This is a genomic window from Microbispora hainanensis, from assembly GCF_036186745.1.
Classification (GTDB): Bacteria; Actinomycetota; Actinomycetes; order Streptosporangiales; family Streptosporangiaceae; genus Microbispora.
This window is the reverse complement of sequence record NZ_CP108086.1, coordinates 8,724,711-8,743,953: the sequence shown is the minus strand read 5'-3', so window position 1 is coordinate 8,743,953 and position 19,243 is coordinate 8,724,711. Positions and strand designations below refer to the sequence as shown.

Sequence of the window (19,243 nt, the reverse complement as noted above, 5' to 3'; positions counted from 1 at the left end):
AGAGTCAGGGCCCGGACATGACGACGAGGGTCCTCTGCGAGGCGGTGGTCCCGGAGCTGGCCGACGCCGCCGCGGTCTACGTGGACGGCGCCGTCTGGCACCGGGTCGATCCGGACGGACGGCTGCCGCCGCGCTGGGCCGGCGACGAGATCCGTGAGGCGGCGCTGCTCGACGAGCACCTGCTCGCCGTACCCCTCAGGGCGTACGGCGAGCCCGTCGGCTGCGCGCTGCTGGCGCGGGACAGCCGGCGGCCGCCCTTCGGGGAGGCCCACGTGCTCGCCGCCGGGCAGCTCGCCGTGCCCGCCGCGCTCGCCATCCACCACGGGCGGCGCGACCGCCAGCAGGACGAGACCCTGGAGACCCTCCAGCGCGGCATGCGGCCGGGCGACCCGCCCGACCTGCCCGGGCTGGAGATCTCCTACCGCTACAAGCCGGCCGCGGACCGGGTGGGCGGCGACTGGTACGACGTCATCCCGCTGCCGGGCAGCAGAGTGGCCCTGGTCGTCGGCGACGTCATGGGGCACGGGCTGGCCGCCGCGGCCGTGATGGGCCAGCTCCGCACGGCCGTGCAGACCCTCGCCTCGCTCGACCTGCCGGCCGAGCAGGTGCTCCATTCCCTCGACGAGATGGCCCAGCGGCTGGCCGCGCAGACGCTCACCACCTGCGTCTACTGCGTGTACGACCCGGTGCTGCGCAGGTGCACGATCGCGAGCGCCGGGCACCTGCCGCCGATCCTGCTGGGCGCGGACGGCAAGGCGGAGGTGCTGTCGCCGCCCCGGTGCCCGCCGATCGGGCTGGGCCGCACGCCGTTCGAGACCATGGAGATCGCGGCGGAGGACGGCAGCATGCTCGTCCTCTACACCGACGGGCTCGTGGAGGAGCGCGGGCAGGACATCGGGCTCAGCGTCGAGTCGCTGCGCCGCAGGCTCGCGAACGGCGCCTCGATCGAGGCGCTGAGCGACGACGTGCTGTCCGCCGAGAGGACCGACGACGTCACCGTGCTGGCCATCCGGTTCCGCGGCATCCCCAGCGAGCACGTCGCCCAGTGGCTGCTGGAGCCCCTGCCGACGACGCCGTCGCGCGTACGCGGCCTGGTCCGCCGGACGCTCGGCTCGTGGGGTCTCACGTCGATGATCCCGGTGGCCGAGCTGCTCGCCGGAGAGCTGGTCACCAACGCCGTGCAGCACACCCAGCGGCCCATCACCATCAGGCTGCTGCGCACCGACCACCTGCTGTGCGAGGTCAGCGACGACGACCACCGGCTGCCGGTGGTGCACGAGCCCGGCCCGCTCGACGAGGAGGGCAGGGGGCTCTACCTGGTCAACCAGCTCGCCGAGCACTGGGGGACCAGCCGGGTCGCCGGAGGCAAGACGGTCTGGTTCTCGCTGGCGATCCCCTGACGCCGGAACGCCTTCCGGTACGCCGACGGCGACGTACGCATCGAACGGCCGAAATGGTGGCGGAACGTCACCGGGCTCTCGAACCCGACGGCGGCCGCCACCTCCTCGATGGGAGCCGTCGTCGCCTCCAGGAGCGGCAGGCTGGCGGCGATCCGCTGCGCGATCACCCACCGCAGGGGGCTCGTCCCGGTGCGGCGGCCGAAGTGCCGGATGAAGCCGCGCTCGGACATCCCGGCGACCCGGGCCAGCGCGGCGACCGTGACCGGCCGGGTGAGATCGGCCAGCACCCAGTCCATCGCCCTGCCCACCGGATCACCGGCCTCCACCTCCGCGACCGGCGTCTCGACGAACTGCGCCTGCCCGCCCTCCCGGTGCGGCGTGACCACCAGCCTGCGGGCCACCGCGTTGGCCACGCTCGGCCCGTGGTCACGGCGCACCAGATGGACGAGCAGGTCGAGGCCCGCCGCGCTGCCCGCGCTGGTCAGCACGTCGCCCTCGTCCACGTACAGCACTCCGGGATCCACCCGGACCTCGGGGAAACGCCGCTGGAGCAGCGCGGCGTACCGCCAGTGGGTCGTCGCGGCCCGCCCGTCGAGCAGCCCGGCGGCGGCGAGCGCGAACGCGCCCGAGCAGATCGACACGACCCGTGCCCCGCCGTCGTGCGCCCGGCGCAGGGCGTCCGTGAGGGCGGGGGAGATCTCCGCCCGCACGTCCGGGACTCCGGGCACGATCACGGTCCGCGCCCCGGCGAAGACGTCCAGCCCGTGCGCCGCCTCGATCGTGAACCCGCCGACCGCCCGCAGCGGGCCGGGCCTCTCCGCGCACACGGCCAGCTCATACCAGGGGACGTCCAGCTCCGGGCGGGGCAGCCCGAAGACCTCGACGACGCAGCCCAGCTCGAAGGGGCTCATGCCGTCGAAGGCCAGCACCGACACGGTACGGCTCCGGTCGGGGAGCGGGAGCATGGCGGAATATTAGCGATATCGGGCGTTCACGCCTCTTCTGGCATGGCAGGGCGGCCGGGCACTCTGGTCGGCATGTCCGCCGTAACGCACACGCCCGCCGCCGAGCCGGCCGCCGCCGTCGCCCACTTCTCCGCCCGCCTGACCTTCGAGACCGACGTGTCCGACGTACGCGCCGACCTGCTCTCCGGGGAGCCGGCGATCGTGGTGGTCGACTCCCGCAGCGCGGAGAGCTGGCGGCAGGGCCACATCGAAGGGGCCGTCCACCTGCCCACGGCCGAGATCGCCGCCCGGGCGCCCGCGCTGATCCCCCGTGACGTGACCGTGGTCACCTACTGCTGGGGGCCGGGCTGCAACGGCGCCACCCGCGCGGCCCTGGAGTTCGCCCGGCTGGGCTACCGGGTCAAGGAGATGATCGGCGGCTTCGAATACTGGGTGCGTGAGGGCTTCCCGGTCGTCGGGCCCTCCGGAGTGCGCACCCGGCCGGCCGACCCGCTCACCGCCCCCGCGGGAGCCGCCTGCGTCTGCTGAAACGTTCTCGGTTACACCCACACCGCGGAAGTCCTATACACTGGCGAGGCATCGCCGACGCGGTGTGGCAAGGGGCTATAGCGCAGCTGGTAGCGCACTTCCATGGCATGGAAGGGGTCTGGGGTTCGAATCCCCATAGCTCCACAGTGACCGGATCACCAAGAGAGCCGTCCTCCGCCCGGAGGGCGGCTTTCGGCGTTCTGATGGACGCCGAAACGGTCTGCCGCATCTACGAGCATCTCGCCGAGCGCGGGGTGAAGGTCTGGATCGACGGCGGCTGGTGCGTGGACGCCCTCCTGGGCAGGCAGACGAGAGATCACCCGGATCTCGACCTGGCCGTGGACCGCAGAGACGAAGAGGACTTCGCCGGGCACATGCGGGGCCTCGGCTATGTGAAGAGGCGCGACGGCGACGACACCGCGTGGAACTACGTCCTGACCGACGGCCGGGGCCACAGCGTCGACGTGCACGTCTTCGAATATGACGAAGCCGGAAACCACGTCTACGGGATCGCGTACCCCTACGGCTCGCTCACCGGACAGGGCACGATCAACGGCCATACCGTGGACTGCGTCGCTCCGGAGTGGATGTTCGCCTTCAAGACGGCATACCCACCGCAGGAAAAGGACCGCAGGGACGTTCGTGCGCTGGGGGAGACGTTCGGCTTCGAGATTCCCCCGGCTCATCGATGATCACTGGCAAATGAGGCACAGGACGCGCTCACGCAAATCCGCGACCACCAGGGACGGCGATTCGTCGTGGGGCCATTCGCGGCCGACTGATGCAGGCGGTATCCAATCCGGCCCTTCGACCGGCGACATCGTGACGTTCGGCTTCGTCCCGGCGCACCACTGGAACCGCCGTACGCTCTGGGACACCTGCCGCACGTCGGCGCCTACGAGTCGCGGTGGTTCATGAAGGTCTCCCACGTCGATCCCGTCGAGGCCGTGCAGGGCTGCCTCGACGCCTGACTTCCCGGCGGCTGCCCATGCCGCCGTGCCGCACTGTGAAGCCCTGTGAGCACGGTGAAGCCCTGTGAGCACGGTGAAGCCCCCGTGGACAGCGCACCGGTGACCCTCTCGTCGGCCCTCGGCCCTCGGCCCTCGGCCCTCTGCTTGGGCGGTCATTCCCGTAGCCGCCGTGCTCTTCCGAGGCGGTGGTAGGTGAAGGCCCAGCGGTCTTCGCCTACGTTGCGGCGGGTGTAGCGCTCGGGGTGCTGGTAGCGGTCGCGGTTGTGGAACTGGCAGGCCGGGCCCAGCAGCTTCAGGTCCGTGAGGCCGCCGGTGCTCCAGTTGTCGGCGTGGTCGATCTGGCACATGGTCGCCGGGAGCGGGCAGCCGTCGATCCAGCAGGTAGCGTACCGGGCGAAGATGGCCCGGCGCTGGGCAGGAGTCGCCAGACGGACCTTGCGCCCCATGTCGAGCACCTGCCCCTCGGCGTTCATGACGATCCGCACCAGAGTGGAAGTGCGGGCGAGGCGGTGCACGCTGGAGACGGGCAGCACCTGCCCGGTCGCCAGCAACAACCCCGGCGGCACCATCCCCAGCGGCCCTCCCAACGCCCCTCCCAGAGACGCCCCCAGCAGCGTGCTTGCCGACGCTCCCAGCGCCGACCCCAGCGACGCCCCGGGCATCGTGCCCGCCGACGCTCCCAGCGACGCACCCAAGAACGCCCCGGGCATCGTGCCTGCCGACGCACCTGGCGCTGCTCCGGGTGACGCACCCTGCGCTGTTCCCGGTGACGCTCCCTGCGAGGTCCTCGGCGTGTCTTGGCCATGCCGGCAGTCCCCCGCAGGCCGAGGCCCGGCGTGGGTGTGACGTGTGGAGGCGTCCTCGGGCGGCGGATCCGGCCACGCCGCCTCCGAAGATGCCGCCTCCGAAGATGCCGCCTCCGAGGGTGCTGCCTGAGATGGTTGTGCGTCCGAAGCCGCCGCGTCCGAAGCCGCTATGTCCGAATGGGCTGTGGGGGAATGCCCGCCATCGTCGGCTGGGCATGCTGACGCGTGCCGCGGGGCATGCGGTGCTCCTGTCTGAGTCGCGCCGCGGTCGCAGCGATCGCCCTTGGCGGGCGCGGTCTCGTGGCGCTTGGCAGAGCTGGTGCTGATGGTCTCGCGGCCCTTTGGGGAGTCGGCGTTCGCGGTGTGGTCGCCCTCGGCAGAGGCGGTGTTCGCGGTGTCGCGGGGCTCGCACTCGCCGGGCCGCCGCTCACCGGCCCCGCGCTCACCGGCTCCGCAACCGCAAGGCTCCTCGTTGCGAAGTCCGGCCGTGGCATCGGCGGAGCCAGGGGCGGAGTCGGTGGCAGAGTCGGTGGCAGGGGTGGTGGCGTAATTGGTGGCGGGGTCGGCCTCGGCTTCGCGCACGTCATCGATGCCGGTCACCGCTGTAGCGCAAGCGTCGCCAGCGCTCCGGGCACCGGCGTCCGTGGCTCCGTCGGCAGCGGCGTCGCTCCCCGCACCAACACCTGCCTCGGCCTCGGTGGAGTCGTCGGCGCTCATCGCGTCGGAGACATTGTCGTCGGCCTTGTGAGGCGCAGAGTCGCTAATGTCGTCAGCGCTCCCGGCACCCGCTTCCGCCCCGGCCCCGGCCCCGGCCTCGGCCTCGGCATGGGCAGCGTTGAACTCCTCCGGGATGTCGGGGTCGTCGGTGCCGTCCGCAGCGCCGGGGTCGCCCAACGCGCCGGAAACGGTGTCATCGGCCCGGCTCAGGTCGTCGGCGCTTCCGGTGGCGTCGGGGTCGGTGGCCGGGTCGGCGGGGTCTTGGGTGGCCGGGTCGGCGGTGGGGTCGGTGGTTTCTGGGTTGGTGTTTTCGGGGTCGGTGGGGAGGGATTCGGCGCTGACCACGACGAGGAGCTCGGTGACGATCTTCTGCTCCAGCAGGGCGATCAGCGCGTCCGCCTGGCGTACCGTCAGCGGGCGGTCATCACCCTGTGCCCTCAGCTTGGCGTACGCCTGCAACAAGGCCATCAGCCGGGCGCCGGCCTCACGCGGCAGGTAGAACTCTCCTTCCACGCCGCCGCCCTTGCCCGGGCGGACCCGCAGGAACCGCCGCCCGTAATCGGCTTGCTCGTCGCGTTCTTCGCCGTCGGGGTCGAGCACCGCCCGCAGGTGGCGGCCGGCTTTGGCGACTTCCGCCGCCCCCGCTTTGCCGGCCAGGTCCACCAGGATCGGCTCCGCCAGGGTGGCTTGCTCGTCGGTTAGTCCGGCGACGGCGGCGCAGATGGCCTCCACCACCCCCGCTGCCAGCTCACCCGTGGCGAACTTCTCCCGCACGACGGGGAGGCGGGGTAGTTCCGCGCCGAGGGTGAGCAAGCGGCCAGCTCCGCCCACGGTCATCCCCCCTCTGGTGCGCAACCAGCAGCGGGTGGAGGCATGCCCATGCTGCCTGGCCTGCCCCGCACGATGGACCCGCCCTACCCGGTCGGCCAGGGCGCTGGTGATCCGATCCCGGGCGAACAGCAGCTCCTCCGCCTCGGCCAGGCACATGTCCACGTCGTCGGGAAGCGGGGTCAGCGCCAGCTCTTGGGCCACCTCACGAACCGACCCCACCACCACCCACGACGACCGCACACGGCGCTGGCCCCGACCACGACCACGGCCACGATCACGGCCACGATCACGACCGCCCACACCCTCGGAAGCACCCCCACCCGCACCCGCACCAGCACTCGGGCCGGCCGCGCCAGGGTCATTCGCGCCAGTGCCGTTTGTGCCAGCAGCGTCCGCGCCGTCGGCAGCCCCACGCGTGGCACCTGAGCCAGCGCCATTCGCGCCAGCGGCATTCACACCGGCGAATGCCGCACTGTCGGGAGTGTCGGGAGCCTCACGGGCGGCACCTGAGCCAGCGCCATTTGCGCCAGCGGCAGCCGCACTATCACAAGCCCCACGGGCGGCATCGGCGTCAGATCCCGCGCTGTCGGCAGCTCCACGCGCGGCATCTGCTCCGGCACCGTTCGTGCCAGCGGCATTCGCACCGATGGCAGCCCCACGCTTGGCATTCGCGCCGTCGCTATCTGCGCTGTCGGTATGCGTGCCGGGGACGTCCGCGCCCGGGGCGTCCACGCTCTCGGCAACGGGTGTGTCGGCGTGCTGCCGGCGCTCGAAGTTGATGATCGGGAAGGGCTCGCGGGCGGATGAGCCGTCGGACGACCACAGCGGAGAATTGGCGATCAGACGATCCCACCAACCGTCGTCAGGGCCATTCGAATGACGAAGGTGCTCAGGATCGATGTCGAACAGATCCATCACACCTCCATCAAGAGATTCGAAAGCTTGTATTAATTTTCTCGTCTCTTTGGGGCCTGTGCAAGATCAACTAAGAATCTCTTGGGATCACAGATTGAGGGGACCGCCCTGGTCAAGGGGTGTTCGCCGTGGCCGGGCAGGCCAGCCAGATGCTGTGGCTGGACAAGCCCTGCCAGCGGCAGTGAAGGCGCCGCCGCTCAGGGTGCGGCAGGCGCTACCCAGCAAACGTCGAAAGCCCAGAAAACGGCGCCGACGCCGCTCAGAAAGCATCGAGAGCCTGGAAAACAGTGCCGACGCCGCCCGGAAAGTGGGGACGACACTGCCCGGAAAGCGCTGAAAGCCCGGAAAACCGCGGCGGCACTGCTCAGCCGGTGGGGACGGCGCTGCTCAGAGAACGGGGACGGCGCTGCCCGGAAACGCCGAAGGCTCGTAACAGCGGAGGCCCAGGACGACGGAGGCCCAGGACGACGGAGGCACAGGACGACGAAGGCACAGCAAACGGCGACTGGGCTGCTCGGAAGGTGGCGAGGGGCCCAGAAAGCAGGCGTGCTCAGAAGGCGGTGACGGCGTGTTCGACGGCACGCAGGACGCGGCCGCGTTGGACGGTGCGATTAGCGATCACCTCTTGTACGGGATCACCTGCGTGGATCCTGTCGGTGCCGGCGACGTACGCGGAGCGGGAACCGAGGCGTGGCGGCGCGGTGCACGGTGCAGCAACGGGCGGCGGCGTGGCGGGCGCACTCGCGGGCAAGCATCGGACGCGCCTGCGGGCTGGCCGGACGCGCCTGCGAACCGGCGGGATGCGAGCCGGTCGGATGCGGGTTGGGCCGGATGGGGACCGGCGGGATGCGAGCCGGTCGGATGCGGGCCGGCCGGATGGGGACCGGCGGGATGCGGGCCGGTCGGATGCGGGCCGGCCGGATGCGGACCGCCGGCTGGGGGCTGGCTTGTGTCATCGTGCGAAATCTGTGCCAGGGCCAAGGCTTCAGGATCCGCCGGCCCACCCATCATCACTGGCCCGTGAGGCGCAGGACGAGCTCGCGCAAATCCGCGACCACCACGGGTGGCGCTTCGTCATGGGGCCATTCGCGGCCGTCGCGATTGATCCAGGCGGTGTCCAATCCGGCCCTTCGACCGGCGATGACGTCCTCGACGGGGTCGTCGCCCACGTGGAGGACATCGCACGCATCGAGCCGCAGCCGATCCACCGTGAAGCGGTAGATCTCGGGATCCGGCTTGTGCAATCCGCACTCGGCGGCGACCACCACCGTTTCGAAGAGACCGTCCAGTCCCACACGGTGAGGGTGGGTGTTCCCGTTGGTGACGAGGGCGAGGCGATAGCGCGATCGCAGAGCCGCCAGGCTGCCCGGCACGTCGTCATAGGCACGCAGCCGCGCCCACCGGGCTCGCATGTAAACGCCGTGGACGTCGCGGGCAAGCTTCGGATCGGCGTGCCCGCAGTGCGTCAGGGCCGTCTCGAAGGACGCCAGCCGGATCTTCTCCATGCTCTGACCACGGTAGGCGTCGAGGCGGGCGACCGAATCGCGTACCTCGCGCAGCCATCGCGCGATCACCGGCCCGTCCGGCCTGCCGACTCCCGACGCGCGGAGCAGGCGGGCGGCGTCCTCAAGCGCGAGGCTCATCGCGCTCTCGAAGTTCCACAGCGTGCCGTCGCCGTCGAAGGTCAGAGCCCGATAGCCGCCGCCGGACATGCCCGCTCCCTCGTACGGCCGGTCAGGTGCGGGTGCGTACGAAGGCGACCGCGTCCAGCGGGACGGCGCGGCCCTCGGGGTCGGTGAACGACACGTCCAGCCGGGCCCCGGTCCGCCGATCGAGGCGTTTCACCGTCGGCCCGGAGAGGCGGGGCGCGTGGCGGTCCCCCCACTGCTGCAGCGCTCCGAGGATCAGGATCGCGTCGCGGCCCGCGTCGGTCAGGTGGTACTCGTACCGGGTCCGGGCCCCGGTGTCGCGGTAGGGCCGCTTCTCGACCACGCCCGCGGCGGCGAGCGTCGTCAGCCGGGTGGTCAGCAGATTCGTGGCGATCCCCAGGCGCTGCTGGATGTCCGCGAAGCGGACGACCCCCGAGTGCAGCTCCCGCAGGATCAGCGGCGTCCACCGCTCTCCGAGGAGGGTCACCGCCCGTTCGATGGAGCACGTCATCGAGTCGGGCAGTTCCGTGGTCGTCATCACACGCCTCAATCGCTCATCGCCTGTGGGTTCCAGGCTAGCTCAGGACGCTGACTTGAAAATCTAAAGTCAGCCATCTAGCGTGTACGCGAAGTCGTCGAGAGATGGAGACTGCAATGAGGATCGAGGGATCGGTCGCGCTGGTCACGGGCGCGAACCGCGGGCTGGGACGCCGCTTCGCGGCCGCGCTGGTGGAGCGCGGCGCCGCCAAGGTGTACGCGGCGGCGCGCAGGCCGGAGACGATCGACCTGCCGGGCGTGGTGCCGCTCGCCCTGGACATCACCGACCGCGCATCGGTCAGGGCCGCCGCCGAGCATGCCCCCGACGTGGATCTTCTGATCAACAACGCCGGAGTCTCCACGAACTCGTCGGCCCTCGCCGGTGCGCTCGACGACATTCGCCTGGAGATGGAGACGCACTACTTCGGCACGCTCGGCATGGCCCGTGAGTTCGCCCCGATCCTGGGCCGCAACGGGGGCGGCGCGATCCTCAACGTGCTGTCGGTGCTGTCGTGGGTCGCCGTATCCCCGCGGGTGGCCGGCTACTCCGCGGCCAAGGCGGCCGCGCTGCAGCTCACCAACAGTCTCCGCATCGAACTGAAGGAGCAGGGCACGCTCGTCACGGCGCTGCACGTCGGATACATGGACACCGACATGGCCGCCCACGTCGACGGCCCGAAGGTCGACCCGGCGGAGGTCGCCGCCCAGGCCCTGGACGCGATCGAGCAGGGCAGCTTCGAGGTGCTCGCCGACGACGTGAGCCGCCGCGTGCGGTCGCTGCTGTCGGGCGACGTGGCCGGACTCTATCCGCAGCTGGCGTCCTGAACCGCGGGCACATGATCACACCCGTGCCGGGTAGGGGCGGGTGTCATGAAGAGGATCCTGCAGCTCGTCGTCACCCGCTGGCTGGCGCGTACGCCGATCGGGATGGTCGTGCTCGGCCTCGGCTGGCTGTTCCTGCGTAAGCGGCGGGCCCGCAAGCAGCAGCAGCACGCGGACTCCCCGGTGCTTCGCGAGCCTCCACGCCGCTCGGGCGGCCGGTACGCCCGGCGCGGCCCCGCCGTGGGCGACCGCCGGTGAGTCAGCCGAGCGCGGCGGGCGTACGGAACGTCTGGCGATAGGCCAGGGGGGAGACCCCGACGGCGGCGTGGAGGTGCTGGCGGAGCGAGACCGCGCTGCCGAAGCCGGCCTTCCTGGCGACCACGTCGACCGGAAGGTCGGTGGTCTCCAGCAGGTGCCGGGCATGGGCGATCCGCTGCCCGGCGAGCCACCTGGCCGGGCTGAGCCCGGTCTCCTCCCGGAACCTGCGGGTGAACGTCCGCACGCTCATGCGGGCGTGCGCGGCGAGGGCGGCCAGGTTGACCGGCTCCTCCAGGTTTTCGAGCATCCACGCCCGGGTGGGCGCGGTGGTGGTCCCGACGGGATCGGGGAGCGGGCGCTCGATGTACTGGGCCTGCCCGCCCTCCCGGAACGGCGGCGTGACGCACCGGCGCGCGGTGCGGTTGGCCACCTCGCTGCCGTGGTCGCGCCGGATGACGTGCAGGCACAGGTCGATGCCCGCCGCCACGCCGGCCGAGGTGAGCACGTCGCCGTCGTCGATGAACAGCACGTCGGGGTCGAGCAGCACGCGGGGGAACAGCATGCTGAACTCCGCGGCGTTGCGCCAGTGGGTGGTCGCCGGACGCCCGTCGAGCAGTCCGGCGGCGGCCAGCACGAAGGCGCCGGTGCAGATCGAGATGAGCCGGGCGCGTCCCGCGACATTCCGCAGCGCTGCGCGCACCTCCTGGTCGAGCGTGCCGTCCTCCAGTGGGGGACCGCTGTGGATGCCCGGCACCACCACCGTGTCGGCGGTCGCGAGCACGCTCAGGTCGTGGTCGGGGACGACGCTGTAGCCCGCCTGGCTCCGCACCGGGCGTCCGCCCGGGCTGCAGGTGACCACCTCGTAGAGCGGGCCGGGGTCACGGCCGGAGTCGCAGGCGGCCCAGAACACCTGCCCGGGGACGCCCAGGTCGAGCGTGGCGAAGTCGTCCAAGGCCAGTACGGCGACGCGGTGCACGCTTGGGGGCACGGTTGGGGGCACGGTTGAGGGCATGGCCTGATTCTTTCACATGTTGACCTCCCGGCCACTATCTGCGAAAGCGGCACGACGGGAGGATGCTCGGCATGAAGTCGCTGCATCGTGCATGGATCGTCGCCGCCGTCGCCTTCGTCGCGATCATCGGGGCGGCCGGGTTCCGCGCCACGCCGGGTGTGCTGATCACGCCGCTGGAGGACGCGTTCGGCTGGTCGAGAGGCACGATCTCGCTCGCGGTCTCGGTGAACCTCATGCTGTACGGCCTGTGCGCGCCGTTCGCGGCGGCGCTCATGGACCGCTTCGGCATGCGCCGCGTCGTCGCCTGCGCCCTGCTGCTGGTGGCGGCGGGCAGCGGCCTGACCGTGTTCATGACCGCGAGCTGGCAGCTCGTCGCGCTGTGGGGCGTCCTGGTCGGGCTCGGCACCGGCTCGATGGCGCTCGTCTTCGCCGCCACGCTGACCGACCGCTGGTTCGTACGGCACCGCGGCCTGGTCACCGGCGTGCTGACGGCCGGCGGCGCGACCGGGCAGCTGATCTTCCTGCCGGTGCTCGCGCATTTGACGGAGATGCAGGGGTGGCGGTGGGCCTCGCTCACCGTGGCCGCTGCCGCGCTCGCCGTCGTGCCGCTCGTGTGGTTCCTGCTCAGGGACACCCCCGAGGAGATCGGCCTGACCGCGCTGGGCGCGACCGAGCCGGTCGTGCGCACGCCTGCAGTGCGTACGCCGGACGGGGGCGCCGCCGCGCGGGCCGTCCGCGTGCTGCGGGACGCCGCCCGCACCCGGCACTTCTGGTATCTCGCCATCGGCTTCGCGATCTGCGGGGCGAGCACGAACGGCCTGGTGGGCACCCACTTCATCCCGGCCGCCCATGACCACGGCATGCCGGAGACCACCGCGGCCTCGCTGCTCGCCGTGATCGGGGTCTTCGACATCGCCGGCACCGTCTTCTCCGGCTGGCTGAGCGACCGGGTGGACCCGCGGCTCCTGCTCGCCGTCTACTACGCGCTGCGCGGGCTGTCGCTGCTGATCCTGCCGCGGCTGTTCGCCGCCACGGCCGAGCCGAGCATGCTGGTCTTCATCGTCTTCTACGGCCTCGACTGGGTGGCCACCGTGCCGCCGACCGTCGCGCTGTGCCGGAAGATCTTCGGCGCGGACGGTGCGGTGGTCTTCGGCTGGGTCTTCGCCTCCCATCAGATCGGCGCGGCCGTCGTCGCCACCGCGGCCGGGGTCACCCGCGACCATCTGGGGAACTACGACCTGGCGTGGTACGGCGCGGGCGTGCTGTGCCTGCTCGCCGCGCTCATGTCGTCCCGTATCGTCACGCGTGTCCGGGATGGCCGCGAAGCTGCGATCCTTGTCGGGTGACCGAACGCGTTCTTCCTCTGGTCGTACGCATCGAACGGGCCGCGCCGCCGCAGCGCACCGACGCGCTGGAGGCGGCGGCGACGGCCGTGGTGTGCCTGCTGGACCGTGCAGAGAACCCCGCGGATACCCCCGCCGCGGACGGAGACGGGTGGTCCGACGTGGTCGCCGAGTGGCAGGACGGGCGGATCAGGAAGGTGGTCAGGCGGGCCCGCGGCGCCGAGTGGCGGCGGGCGCTCGCCCTGCCCGGCATCACCGTCGCCGTGCGCACGGCCGAGGTGCGGGTGCATCCTCCCGTGCCGCTCGACGACTGGCCGCGCGACCTCGCCCGCCTCCAGGTGTCGGGCACCGAGCTGACCGACGACGCCGTCCCGCCTGAGCCGGGCCCGGGCGACGTGGTGCTCTGGATCAACCCCGGGCTCGAGATGACCGCGGGCAAGGCGATGGCCCAGGCGGGCCACGGCGCCCAGTTCGCCTGGTGGGGTGCGGGCGAGGCGGACCGGGCGGCCTGGCGCGAACGGGGCTTCGCCGTACGGGTCAGGACGGCCGGCCCGGCCCGGTGGGACGCGCTGGCCGCGAGCGGGCTTCCGGTGGTCAGGGACGCCGGGTTCACCGAGATCGCTCCGGGCTCCGCGACGGTCGTGGCGGACGCTCCGTGGCTGCGGGTCGGCGTTCCCGAAGTGTGATGGGGAACGCGCCCGAAATATCGGGATATGCCGTACGCTCCCGTTCGTGTCACCTGGGGACTATGGGACGAAGGCCGTTCCCTCTTATATAGCGGCCGAGGCCGAGACCACTCCACTACCGAAGATCACGGTCCCTGTGGCTGCGCCACCGGCGAGCTCGTCCAAGGGGCTCGGAGACCTGCCGATGCGGGTGGTCTACCGGGCGATCGCGATCGCCGCGGGAGTCGTCGTCCTGGGCGCGGGCGCGACCGTCGTGCTGCTGAACCGGGACGACTCGGCGACCGCCGCCCCGCGGGACTCCGCAGCCGCCGCCCCCTTGGTCATCTCGGACTCGTCCGCGTCGAGCGCCGGTGTGGCACCGGCCGCGGGCGCGGTGGCCACGCCCGGTCTCAGTCCGCTGTCGAGCCCGCTGTCGAACGCCGAGGCGAGCACGACGCCCGGTGCGGACAGCACGGACGGCGCTGACGGTGGGGACAGCGCTGACGGTGAGGACAGCGCTGACGGTGGCGACGGTGTGGACACGGCCGATGCCGATGTCGCACTGGCGGCGGCCCTCAAGGACCCCCGAGTCCCCGCGCTGCCGAAGAAGACCCACCGGCTCCGCAGCCTGCCCGGCCGGTCGGCCTCCACCCACGGGCTGATCAAGGACCGGCGGTCCGGCGTCGCCCTGCCCCGCTTCGCCACGTCATGGGCGCTGGCCAAGCCCGCGCCGTTCGCCTCCCGCCAGTTGCTGCCCAAGGTCAAGGGCGCGTCGTACCGCGGGATGCTGGTCTCCTGCCCGGTGCCGATCCCCGAGCAGAAGTCGCTGCGCGACACCGCCTTCCTGGCCGCCCGGTGGACGCTGAACCACCACCCGTCGGGCTCCACGATCACCTGGACGGCCTCCCAGCCCATCAAGGCGGGCGAGCAGAAGGGCTGGCTGCTCGGCTACACCGTGCACTACACGCTCAAGGGCAAGAAGCGGGTCTCCGCCGCGGCGCTGGCCCTCGTGGACGTGCCGGAGAAGAAGCCCGCCGTCGTGTTCGTCACGATCCCCGACAGCCAGAAGAAGCGCTGGCACGACATCAACAAGGTGATGTCGTCCGTCAAGGTGCTCTGACCCGGCGCGCGGACCGGACACGGCCGAGCCCGGCTCCCCGTCCGGGAGCCGGGCTCGGCGATGACTGGTTTTCGACTAGTTCTCGGCGAGGACGATCACGGAGTCGCCCGCCGTGAAGGTCACCGGCCGGGACCGGCCCGGGTTGAGCACGACGCCGTAGTGGGGCGGCTCCCCGGACTTCGCCGCCAGGCGGTAACCGATCGCGGTCTCACCGCGCCGCAGGGCCGACTCCACGATCGTACGGAAGGCGACGGGCTCGCCGGTCGTCACGTAGTTCTCCACGGGCCGGGGATAGACCTCCGAGCCCGCGGAGTCGAAGAGATGGCCGAAGACCTCGGCGAGGTGGGGGTTCTCGGCGAGCTGCGCGAGCAGCAGGCCGATGACGGTGTCGCTGATGACGATGTCGTCGGCCTCGGTGACCTCGGCGAGCGCCCGGTTGTTCTCGTCGTGCATCTCGCTCACGATCGAGTATTTCTCCCCGAGGGTCGCCTGCATGTCGCGTAACTGCAGCAGCGTCATCAGCGTGCGGGTGTCGGCGTGGTGCGGGTCGATCCGGTCGTCGGAGAGCACGATGACGTGCTGGTAGACGCCGACGCCGAGGGACTCCAGGGCGTACCTGTCGGTGGCGTCGCACTCCTTGACGTTCACCGTCAGGTTGCGCAGGCCCTCCAGGCCGGTGCCGGCAGCGGGGTGGTCGCCGGCGACGTCGAGCATCGATCCGGGGGTCACATAGCCGTCGAGGTAGTGGATGATCTTCGCGGCCCGGCCGTTCCAGCCGAGCATCAGGGTCCGCTCGGGTGCCGGTGCCGGGGTCTTCGCGGGGACGATGTGTTCTTCGTCCGCGGGAGCCGTTCCGTTCGCCAGGCGGATGAGCGAGTCGTCCTGGGCGATCACGACGATCTCGTCGGACGTCCCGATCGCGGTGTCGGCCGGCGGGTTGAGCATCACACCGCCGGGCGTGCGCAGGCCGAGGACGGTCGCGGTCGCGTACGCGTCGAGGGCCTGGCCGTACGACCTGCCGGCGAGGGACGGATCGCGGCGCAGGTAGATCTCACCGCCGTCGAAGTTCAGCAGGTCCATGCAGACGACGGACACGCCGGACTGCCGGGACGACTGCACGATCAGCCGTGCGGCGATGTCGTCGCTGTCGACCAGGTGGACGCCGGGCCCTCCGGCCAGGCGGGCGGCGGCCATGTTGCGCGAGGAGGAGATGGCGGCGACCACCGGAGGATGCGCGCCCGCCCGCTTGGCCAGGGCGAGCAGGGTCTTGATCACGTGCGCGTCCGGGTCCTCCTTGTCGGGGGACAGCACGACGATCGTCCGCGCGGTGTTCAGGCTCAGCAGGTCGAGGTCGGTCGGCTCGGTGGGGCGGCCGGTGCGGCACACCACACGCGTCCTGCCCGTGTCGCCCACCCGGGCCCTGATGGCGTCCTCCATGGCCGGCTTGTCCCGGTCGGCCAGGATCGCGATGACCGAGCCGTGCTGGCTGGCGTGCGCCTTCGCGAGCTCGGAGACGATCGTGTAGAGCTGCTCGGACCAGCCGAGGATGACCGTGTGGCCTCTCTCGATGACGCGGGAGCGGCCCTTGCGCAGCTCCTCGATCTTGCCGCGCAGGCCGGCGGACAGCACGCCCACGAGGATGCTGACGATGAAGATGCCGCCGAGGGACGCCCCCAGCATGATCGCGAGGAAGGGCGCTGTGCCGGTGTCTCCGGCGATCTTGCCCGGGCTGAGGGCGTGCATGAGCGACAGCCACAGCACCCCGGGCCAGCCGTGGTGCTGGAGCGCCTCGTCGGGGGTGAGCCACATCGTCAGCGTGCTGGCGATCACGATGAGCACCAGCGAGACCAGGGCCAGCCAGCCGATGAGGGCGGCCGTGCCCCTGGCCATGGTGTTGTCGAACCAGTAACGCGCACGCTCTTTGATCGTGGCCTTCGACACCGGCATCCCCCGCTAGTGATCAGTAAACGTCAGACATAGTAGAAGCGACTAGGCTGAAAGGTGTGACTGAACTGGTCCTCGCTTCGGCCTCGCCCGCCCGCCTCGGAGTGCTGCGGGCGGCCGGGCTCGATCCCAAGGTCGTCGTCAGTGGTGTCGACGAGGACGCGATCACGGCAGGCACCCCCGAGGAGCTGTGTCTCGAACTGGCCGTGGCCAAGGCGGACGCCGTCTCCCGGACACTCACCGGCGGCCTCGTGATCGGCTGCGACTCGGTGCTCGAACTCGACGGCGTCGCGTACGGCAAGCCGGGGACGCAGGAGGAGGCGGTGCGCCGCTGGCGGATGATGCGGGGCAGGACGGGCCGGCTGCTGACCGGGCACTGCGTGGTGGACGTCGCCGGGGGCCGGAGGGTGTCGGAGGCGGCGGCGACCGTCGTGCGGTTCGGCACGCCGTCCGAGGAGGAGATCGAGGCGTACGTCGCCAGCGGCGAGCCGCTGCGCGTGGCGGGTGCGTTCACGCTCGACGGCCTGGGCGGCTGGTTCGTGGAGGGCATCGAGGGCGACCACGGCAACGTGCTCGGCATCTCGCTTCCCCTGCTTCGCCGCCTTTTCGCCGCTTTGGGCGTGCCGGTGACGACCTTGTGGCGCTAGCCTGCCCGCCATGAGTGGCATCGGGCGGCCCGCCGTACGGCGTGGCGTCGGCGGTTTCGCCGAGGGAGTCGGTTTCTGCCTGCGTGGTCTCGCCTGGATCGCCCGGCATCCCCGCTGGTGGCTGTTCGGGCTGATCCCGGCGCTGATCGCGCTCGTGCTGTACGCCCTGGCGCTGGTCTGGCTGGGCACGCACGCCACCGACGTGGCGGCCTGGGCGACGCCGTTCGCGGACGACTGGGGCTGGCGCGACACGTTCCGCGCGCTGGTCGGCTTGGTGATCTTCGTGGCGGGTCTCGCGCTCGCCGTGCTGACGTTCACCGCCGTCACGCTGGTGATCGGCGACCCCTTCTACGAGAAGCTCTCGGAGCAGGTCGAGGAGGACCTGGGCGGGCTCCCCGACGGGGGCGACCTGCCGTTCTGGGCGTCCCTGTTCCGGTCGATCCGCGACGGCATCGTCACGCTCTGGTGGGTCCTGCTGTTCTCCGTTCCGCTGTTCGTGCTCGGCTTCGTGCCTGTCGTCGGGCAGACCGTGGTGCCCGTCGTGGGGGCGTTCGTCTCCGGGTTCTTCCTCACGGTCGAACTGACCGCCCTGGCGATGGAACGCCGGGGTCTGCGGCGCAAGGAGCGTTTCGCCCTGCTCCGGTCGAACATGTCGGCCTCGCTGGGCTTCGGCGTGCCGCTCTTCGTGGCGTTCATGGTGCCGCTCGTCATCGTGGTCGTGATGCCCGGCGCGGTCGCCGGCGCCGCCATGCTCGTCCGCGTGCGGCTGGCGCCGGCGACCGAGGGTCAGGCCAGGGACACCAGGCCGGCGTAATCGGAGTTCCACATGTCCTCGACCCCGTCCGGCAGCAGCAGGACGCGGTCGGGACGCAGGGCCTCCACGGCCTTGTCGGCGTGCGTGACCATCACGACGGCGCCCTGGTAGGAGGCGACCGCCGCCAGCACCTCGTCCCGTGACGCCGGGTCGAGGTTGTTGGTGGGCTCGTCGAGCAGCAGCACGTTGGCCTGCGAGCTCACGAGAGTGGCGAGCGCCAGCCGGGTCTTCTCGCCGCCCGACAGCACGCCCGCGGGCTTGCCCGCGTCGTCGCCGCCGAACAGGAACGAGCCGAGGATCCGCCGCACCTCGCCGTCGCCCAGGTGCGGCGCGGCGGCGGCGAGGTTCTCGGCGACGGCCCGCTGCCGGGCACGCCCGCGCTCGATGGCGTCGCGGTCGGCCAGATAGGTGCGCCGGCCGGTGTTGTGCACCTCCAGCGCGGCCCGGTCGGCGTCGAGGCGCCAGATCCTGTTCACGGTGTCGTCGAGCAGCGTGGTGTCGTGGCTGATCAGGACCAGCCCGCCGGTGCGGCTCGCGAGGAACGACCGCAGCCAGGCCACGGAGTCGGCGTCGAGGTGGTTGGTCGGCTCGTCGAGCAGCAGCGTGCCCTGCCCGGCGAACAGGATGCGGGCGAGCTCGACCCGGCGGCGCTGCCCGCCCGACAGCGTGCCGACCGGCTGGGTCATGACCCGGTCGGGCAGGCCGAGCCCGGCGGCGATGCGGGCGGCCTCGGCCTGCGCGGCATAGCCGCCGCGGGCCTCGAACTCCGCCTCGGCCCTGACGTAGCGCCGCATCGCCCGCTCCTGCTGGGCGGGATCGCTCATGGCGGCCTCGGCGGCGCGCAGCGCCCGCTCGGCCTCGTCGAGGCCGCGGGCCGACAGGATGCGGGCGGTGACGGACAGGGACGGATCGGCCGCCGCGGGATCCTGCGGGAGATAGCCGACCTCGCCGGTCCGGGTGATGGTGCCCGCGGCCGGCTGCAGTTCGCCGGCCAGGGTCTTCAGCAGGGTGGTCTTGCCCGCGCCGTTGCGGCCGACCAGGCCGACGCGGTCGCCGGGGGCGACGTGGGCGGTGACGCCCGACAGCAGGAGACGGGCGCCGACACGCACGTCGACACCGCGAAGGGTGATCATTGGAATACGCTCCGGAACAGCTCAAGGACACACGGGTGGCGCGAAAGCGTGTGTCCGAGCTAAGACATCCGGGGCGTAGACATGACGCGGACTGTAGATGTGCGCTCCGCCCGGTTCCAATGGTGTTCCGGCGCCGTCGGTTTCCGGGGTTTTCCACAGGCGGTGG

The 19,243-nt window shown here is 71.6% G+C and carries 18 protein-coding genes and 1 tRNA gene; 11 read left to right on the top strand and 8 right to left on the bottom strand.

The genetic code is table 11. The features are described from left to right. Window positions 1–17: 17 nt before the first annotated feature. Window positions 18–1,400, top strand: coding sequence for a SpoIIE family protein phosphatase (locus OHB01_RS39510; RefSeq protein ID WP_168065684.1), 1,383 nt, complete (start codon window positions 18–20; stop codon window positions 1,398–1,400). Here the strand turns inward: OHB01_RS39510 and ftrA are convergent. Beyond that, window positions 1,313–2,365: a transcriptional regulator FtrA gene (gene ftrA / locus OHB01_RS39505; protein ID WP_142645809.1), complete on the bottom strand. Its 1,053-nt coding sequence runs from the start codon at window positions 2,363–2,365 to the stop codon at window positions 1,313–1,315. The two genes, OHB01_RS39510 and ftrA, sit on opposite strands and share 88 nt — an antisense overlap. Window positions 2,366–2,437: 72 nt before the next feature. Between ftrA and OHB01_RS39500 the strand changes: the two genes are divergently transcribed. The 3 genes from OHB01_RS39500 to OHB01_RS39490 all read left to right on the top strand — a co-directional run bounded on the left by OHB01_RS39500 (window position 2,438) and on the right by OHB01_RS39490 (window position 3,585). Next, the gene (locus tag OHB01_RS39500) at window positions 2,438–2,893 is read left to right on the top strand and encodes a rhodanese-like domain-containing protein (protein ID WP_328854746.1); all 456 of its coding nucleotides are present in this window, start codon (window positions 2,438–2,440) and stop codon (window positions 2,891–2,893) included. A gap of 71 nt (window positions 2,894–2,964) precedes the next feature. Further along, a tRNA-Ala gene (locus OHB01_RS39495) sits at window positions 2,965–3,037 on the top strand. Window positions 3,038–3,096: 59 nt separating this feature from the next. Further along, window positions 3,097–3,585, top strand: coding sequence for a nucleotidyltransferase domain-containing protein (locus tag OHB01_RS39490; protein ID WP_142645807.1), 489 nt, complete (start codon window positions 3,097–3,099; stop codon window positions 3,583–3,585). 431 nt (window positions 3,586–4,016) lie between these two features. Here OHB01_RS39490 and OHB01_RS39485 read toward each other — a convergent pair whose 3' ends face one another. The 4 genes from OHB01_RS39485 to OHB01_RS39470 all read right to left on the bottom strand — a co-directional run bounded on the left by OHB01_RS39485 (window position 4,017) and on the right by OHB01_RS39470 (window position 9,320). Next, window positions 4,017–6,419 (bottom strand): DUF222 domain-containing protein, encoded by a 2,403-nt coding sequence (locus OHB01_RS39485; RefSeq protein WP_328854745.1) that lies wholly within the window; start codon window positions 6,417–6,419, stop codon window positions 4,017–4,019. Continuing rightward, window positions 6,398–6,631 (bottom strand): hypothetical protein, encoded by a 234-nt coding sequence (locus OHB01_RS39480; RefSeq protein ID WP_142645805.1) that lies wholly within the window; start codon window positions 6,629–6,631, stop codon window positions 6,398–6,400. The genes OHB01_RS39485 and OHB01_RS39480 overlap by 22 nt, the downstream gene beginning before the upstream one ends. A 1,512-nt stretch (window positions 6,632–8,143) precedes the next feature. Further along, entirely contained in the window at window positions 8,144–8,845 is a 702-nt protein-coding gene (locus tag OHB01_RS39475) for an HAD family hydrolase (protein ID WP_328854744.1), read from the bottom strand. 22 nt (window positions 8,846–8,867) lie between these two features. Continuing rightward, window positions 8,868–9,320: a winged helix-turn-helix transcriptional regulator gene (locus OHB01_RS39470; RefSeq protein WP_142645803.1), complete on the bottom strand. Its 453-nt coding sequence runs from the start codon at window positions 9,318–9,320 to the stop codon at window positions 8,868–8,870. A 116-nt stretch (window positions 9,321–9,436) separates the two neighbouring features. Here OHB01_RS39470 and OHB01_RS39465 point away from each other — a divergent pair, with 116 nt between their 5' ends. Both OHB01_RS39465 and OHB01_RS39460 read left to right on the top strand, forming a co-directional pair. Continuing rightward, window positions 9,437–10,144 (top strand): SDR family oxidoreductase, encoded by a 708-nt coding sequence (locus OHB01_RS39465; protein WP_328854743.1) that lies wholly within the window; start codon window positions 9,437–9,439, stop codon window positions 10,142–10,144. A 45-nt stretch (window positions 10,145–10,189) separates the two neighbouring features. Next, a complete protein-coding gene (locus tag OHB01_RS39460; RefSeq protein ID WP_142645801.1) occupies window positions 10,190–10,399 on the top strand; it encodes a DUF6203 family protein in 210 nt (69 codons plus the stop codon). A gap of 1 nt (window position 10,400) precedes the next feature. Here OHB01_RS39460 and OHB01_RS39455 read toward each other — a convergent pair whose 3' ends face one another. After that, a complete protein-coding gene (locus OHB01_RS39455; protein WP_147945330.1) occupies window positions 10,401–11,411 on the bottom strand; it encodes a GlxA family transcriptional regulator in 1,011 nt (336 codons plus the stop codon). A gap of 71 nt (window positions 11,412–11,482) precedes the next feature. On the opposite strand from OHB01_RS39455, the gene OHB01_RS39450 reads away from it, so the two are divergent. The 3 genes from OHB01_RS39450 to OHB01_RS39440 all read left to right on the top strand — a co-directional run bounded on the left by OHB01_RS39450 (window position 11,483) and on the right by OHB01_RS39440 (window position 14,539). Beyond that, window positions 11,483–12,757, top strand: coding sequence for an MFS transporter (locus OHB01_RS39450; RefSeq protein ID WP_142645799.1), 1,275 nt, complete (start codon window positions 11,483–11,485; stop codon window positions 12,755–12,757). After that, window positions 12,754–13,440, top strand: coding sequence for a peptidyl-tRNA hydrolase (locus OHB01_RS39445; RefSeq protein WP_221889868.1), 687 nt, complete (start codon window positions 12,754–12,756; stop codon window positions 13,438–13,440). The genes OHB01_RS39450 and OHB01_RS39445 overlap by 4 nt, the downstream gene beginning before the upstream one ends. A 136-nt stretch (window positions 13,441–13,576) precedes the next feature. Next, on the top strand, window positions 13,577–14,539 hold the full coding sequence (locus OHB01_RS39440; RefSeq protein ID WP_147945331.1) for a hypothetical protein: 963 nt from the start codon (window positions 13,577–13,579) through the stop codon (window positions 14,537–14,539). Between the two features lie 75 nt (window positions 14,540–14,614). On the opposite strand, the gene OHB01_RS39435 is transcribed toward OHB01_RS39440, so the two are convergent. Further along, on the bottom strand, window positions 14,615–16,480 hold the full coding sequence (locus OHB01_RS39435) for a CASTOR/POLLUX-related putative ion channel (RefSeq protein WP_142645796.1): 1,866 nt from the start codon (window positions 16,478–16,480) through the stop codon (window positions 14,615–14,617). A 62-nt stretch (window positions 16,481–16,542) separates the two neighbouring features. Here OHB01_RS39435 and OHB01_RS39430 point away from each other — a divergent pair, with 62 nt between their 5' ends. Beyond that, window positions 16,543–17,130 carry a Maf family protein gene (locus tag OHB01_RS39430; protein ID WP_142645795.1) on the top strand — a complete coding sequence of 196 codons (588 nt, stop codon included), beginning with the start codon at window positions 16,543–16,545 and terminating at the stop codon, window positions 17,128–17,130. A 10-nt stretch (window positions 17,131–17,140) separates the two neighbouring features. Further along, window positions 17,141–17,944 (top strand): EI24 domain-containing protein, encoded by an 804-nt coding sequence (locus OHB01_RS39425; protein WP_142645794.1) that lies wholly within the window; start codon window positions 17,141–17,143, stop codon window positions 17,942–17,944. Here OHB01_RS39425 and OHB01_RS39420 read toward each other — a convergent pair. After that, window positions 17,917–19,077 (bottom strand): ABC-F family ATP-binding cassette domain-containing protein, encoded by a 1,161-nt coding sequence (locus tag OHB01_RS39420; RefSeq protein ID WP_328710716.1) that lies wholly within the window; start codon window positions 19,075–19,077, stop codon window positions 17,917–17,919. The genes OHB01_RS39425 and OHB01_RS39420 overlap by 28 nt on opposite strands. Between the last annotated feature and the right edge of the window lie 166 nt (window positions 19,078–19,243).

What these genes read in the sequence shown, in the direction of transcription:
- OHB01_RS39510 (WP_168065684.1), top strand. Translation starts at nt 18, where the DNA reads ATGACGACGAGGGTCCTCTGCGAGGCGGTGGTCCCGGAGCTGGCCGAC.
- ftrA (WP_142645809.1), bottom strand. Translation starts at nt 2,365, where the DNA reads ATGCTCCCGCTCCCCGACCGGAGCCGTACCGTGTCGGTGCTGGCCTTC.
- OHB01_RS39500 (WP_328854746.1), top strand. Translation starts at nt 2,438, where the DNA reads ATGTCCGCCGTAACGCACACGCCCGCCGCCGAGCCGGCCGCCGCCGTC.
- OHB01_RS39490 (WP_142645807.1), top strand. Translation starts at nt 3,097, where the DNA reads ATGGACGCCGAAACGGTCTGCCGCATCTACGAGCATCTCGCCGAGCGC.
- OHB01_RS39475 (WP_328854744.1), bottom strand. Translation starts at nt 8,845, where the DNA reads ATGTCCGGCGGCGGCTATCGGGCTCTGACCTTCGACGGCGACGGCACG.
- OHB01_RS39470 (WP_142645803.1), bottom strand. Translation starts at nt 9,320, where the DNA reads ATGACGACCACGGAACTGCCCGACTCGATGACGTGCTCCATCGAACGG.
- OHB01_RS39465 (WP_328854743.1), top strand. Translation starts at nt 9,437, where the DNA reads ATGAGGATCGAGGGATCGGTCGCGCTGGTCACGGGCGCGAACCGCGGG.
- OHB01_RS39460 (WP_142645801.1), top strand. Translation starts at nt 10,190, where the DNA reads ATGAAGAGGATCCTGCAGCTCGTCGTCACCCGCTGGCTGGCGCGTACG.
- OHB01_RS39455 (WP_147945330.1), bottom strand. Translation starts at nt 11,411, where the DNA reads ATGCCCTCAACCGTGCCCCCAACCGTGCCCCCAAGCGTGCACCGCGTC.
- OHB01_RS39450 (WP_142645799.1), top strand. Translation starts at nt 11,483, where the DNA reads ATGAAGTCGCTGCATCGTGCATGGATCGTCGCCGCCGTCGCCTTCGTC.
- OHB01_RS39425 (WP_142645794.1), top strand. Translation starts at nt 17,141, where the DNA reads ATGAGTGGCATCGGGCGGCCCGCCGTACGGCGTGGCGTCGGCGGTTTC.
- OHB01_RS39420 (WP_328710716.1), bottom strand. Translation starts at nt 19,077, where the DNA reads ATGATCACCCTTCGCGGTGTCGACGTGCGTGTCGGCGCCCGTCTCCTG.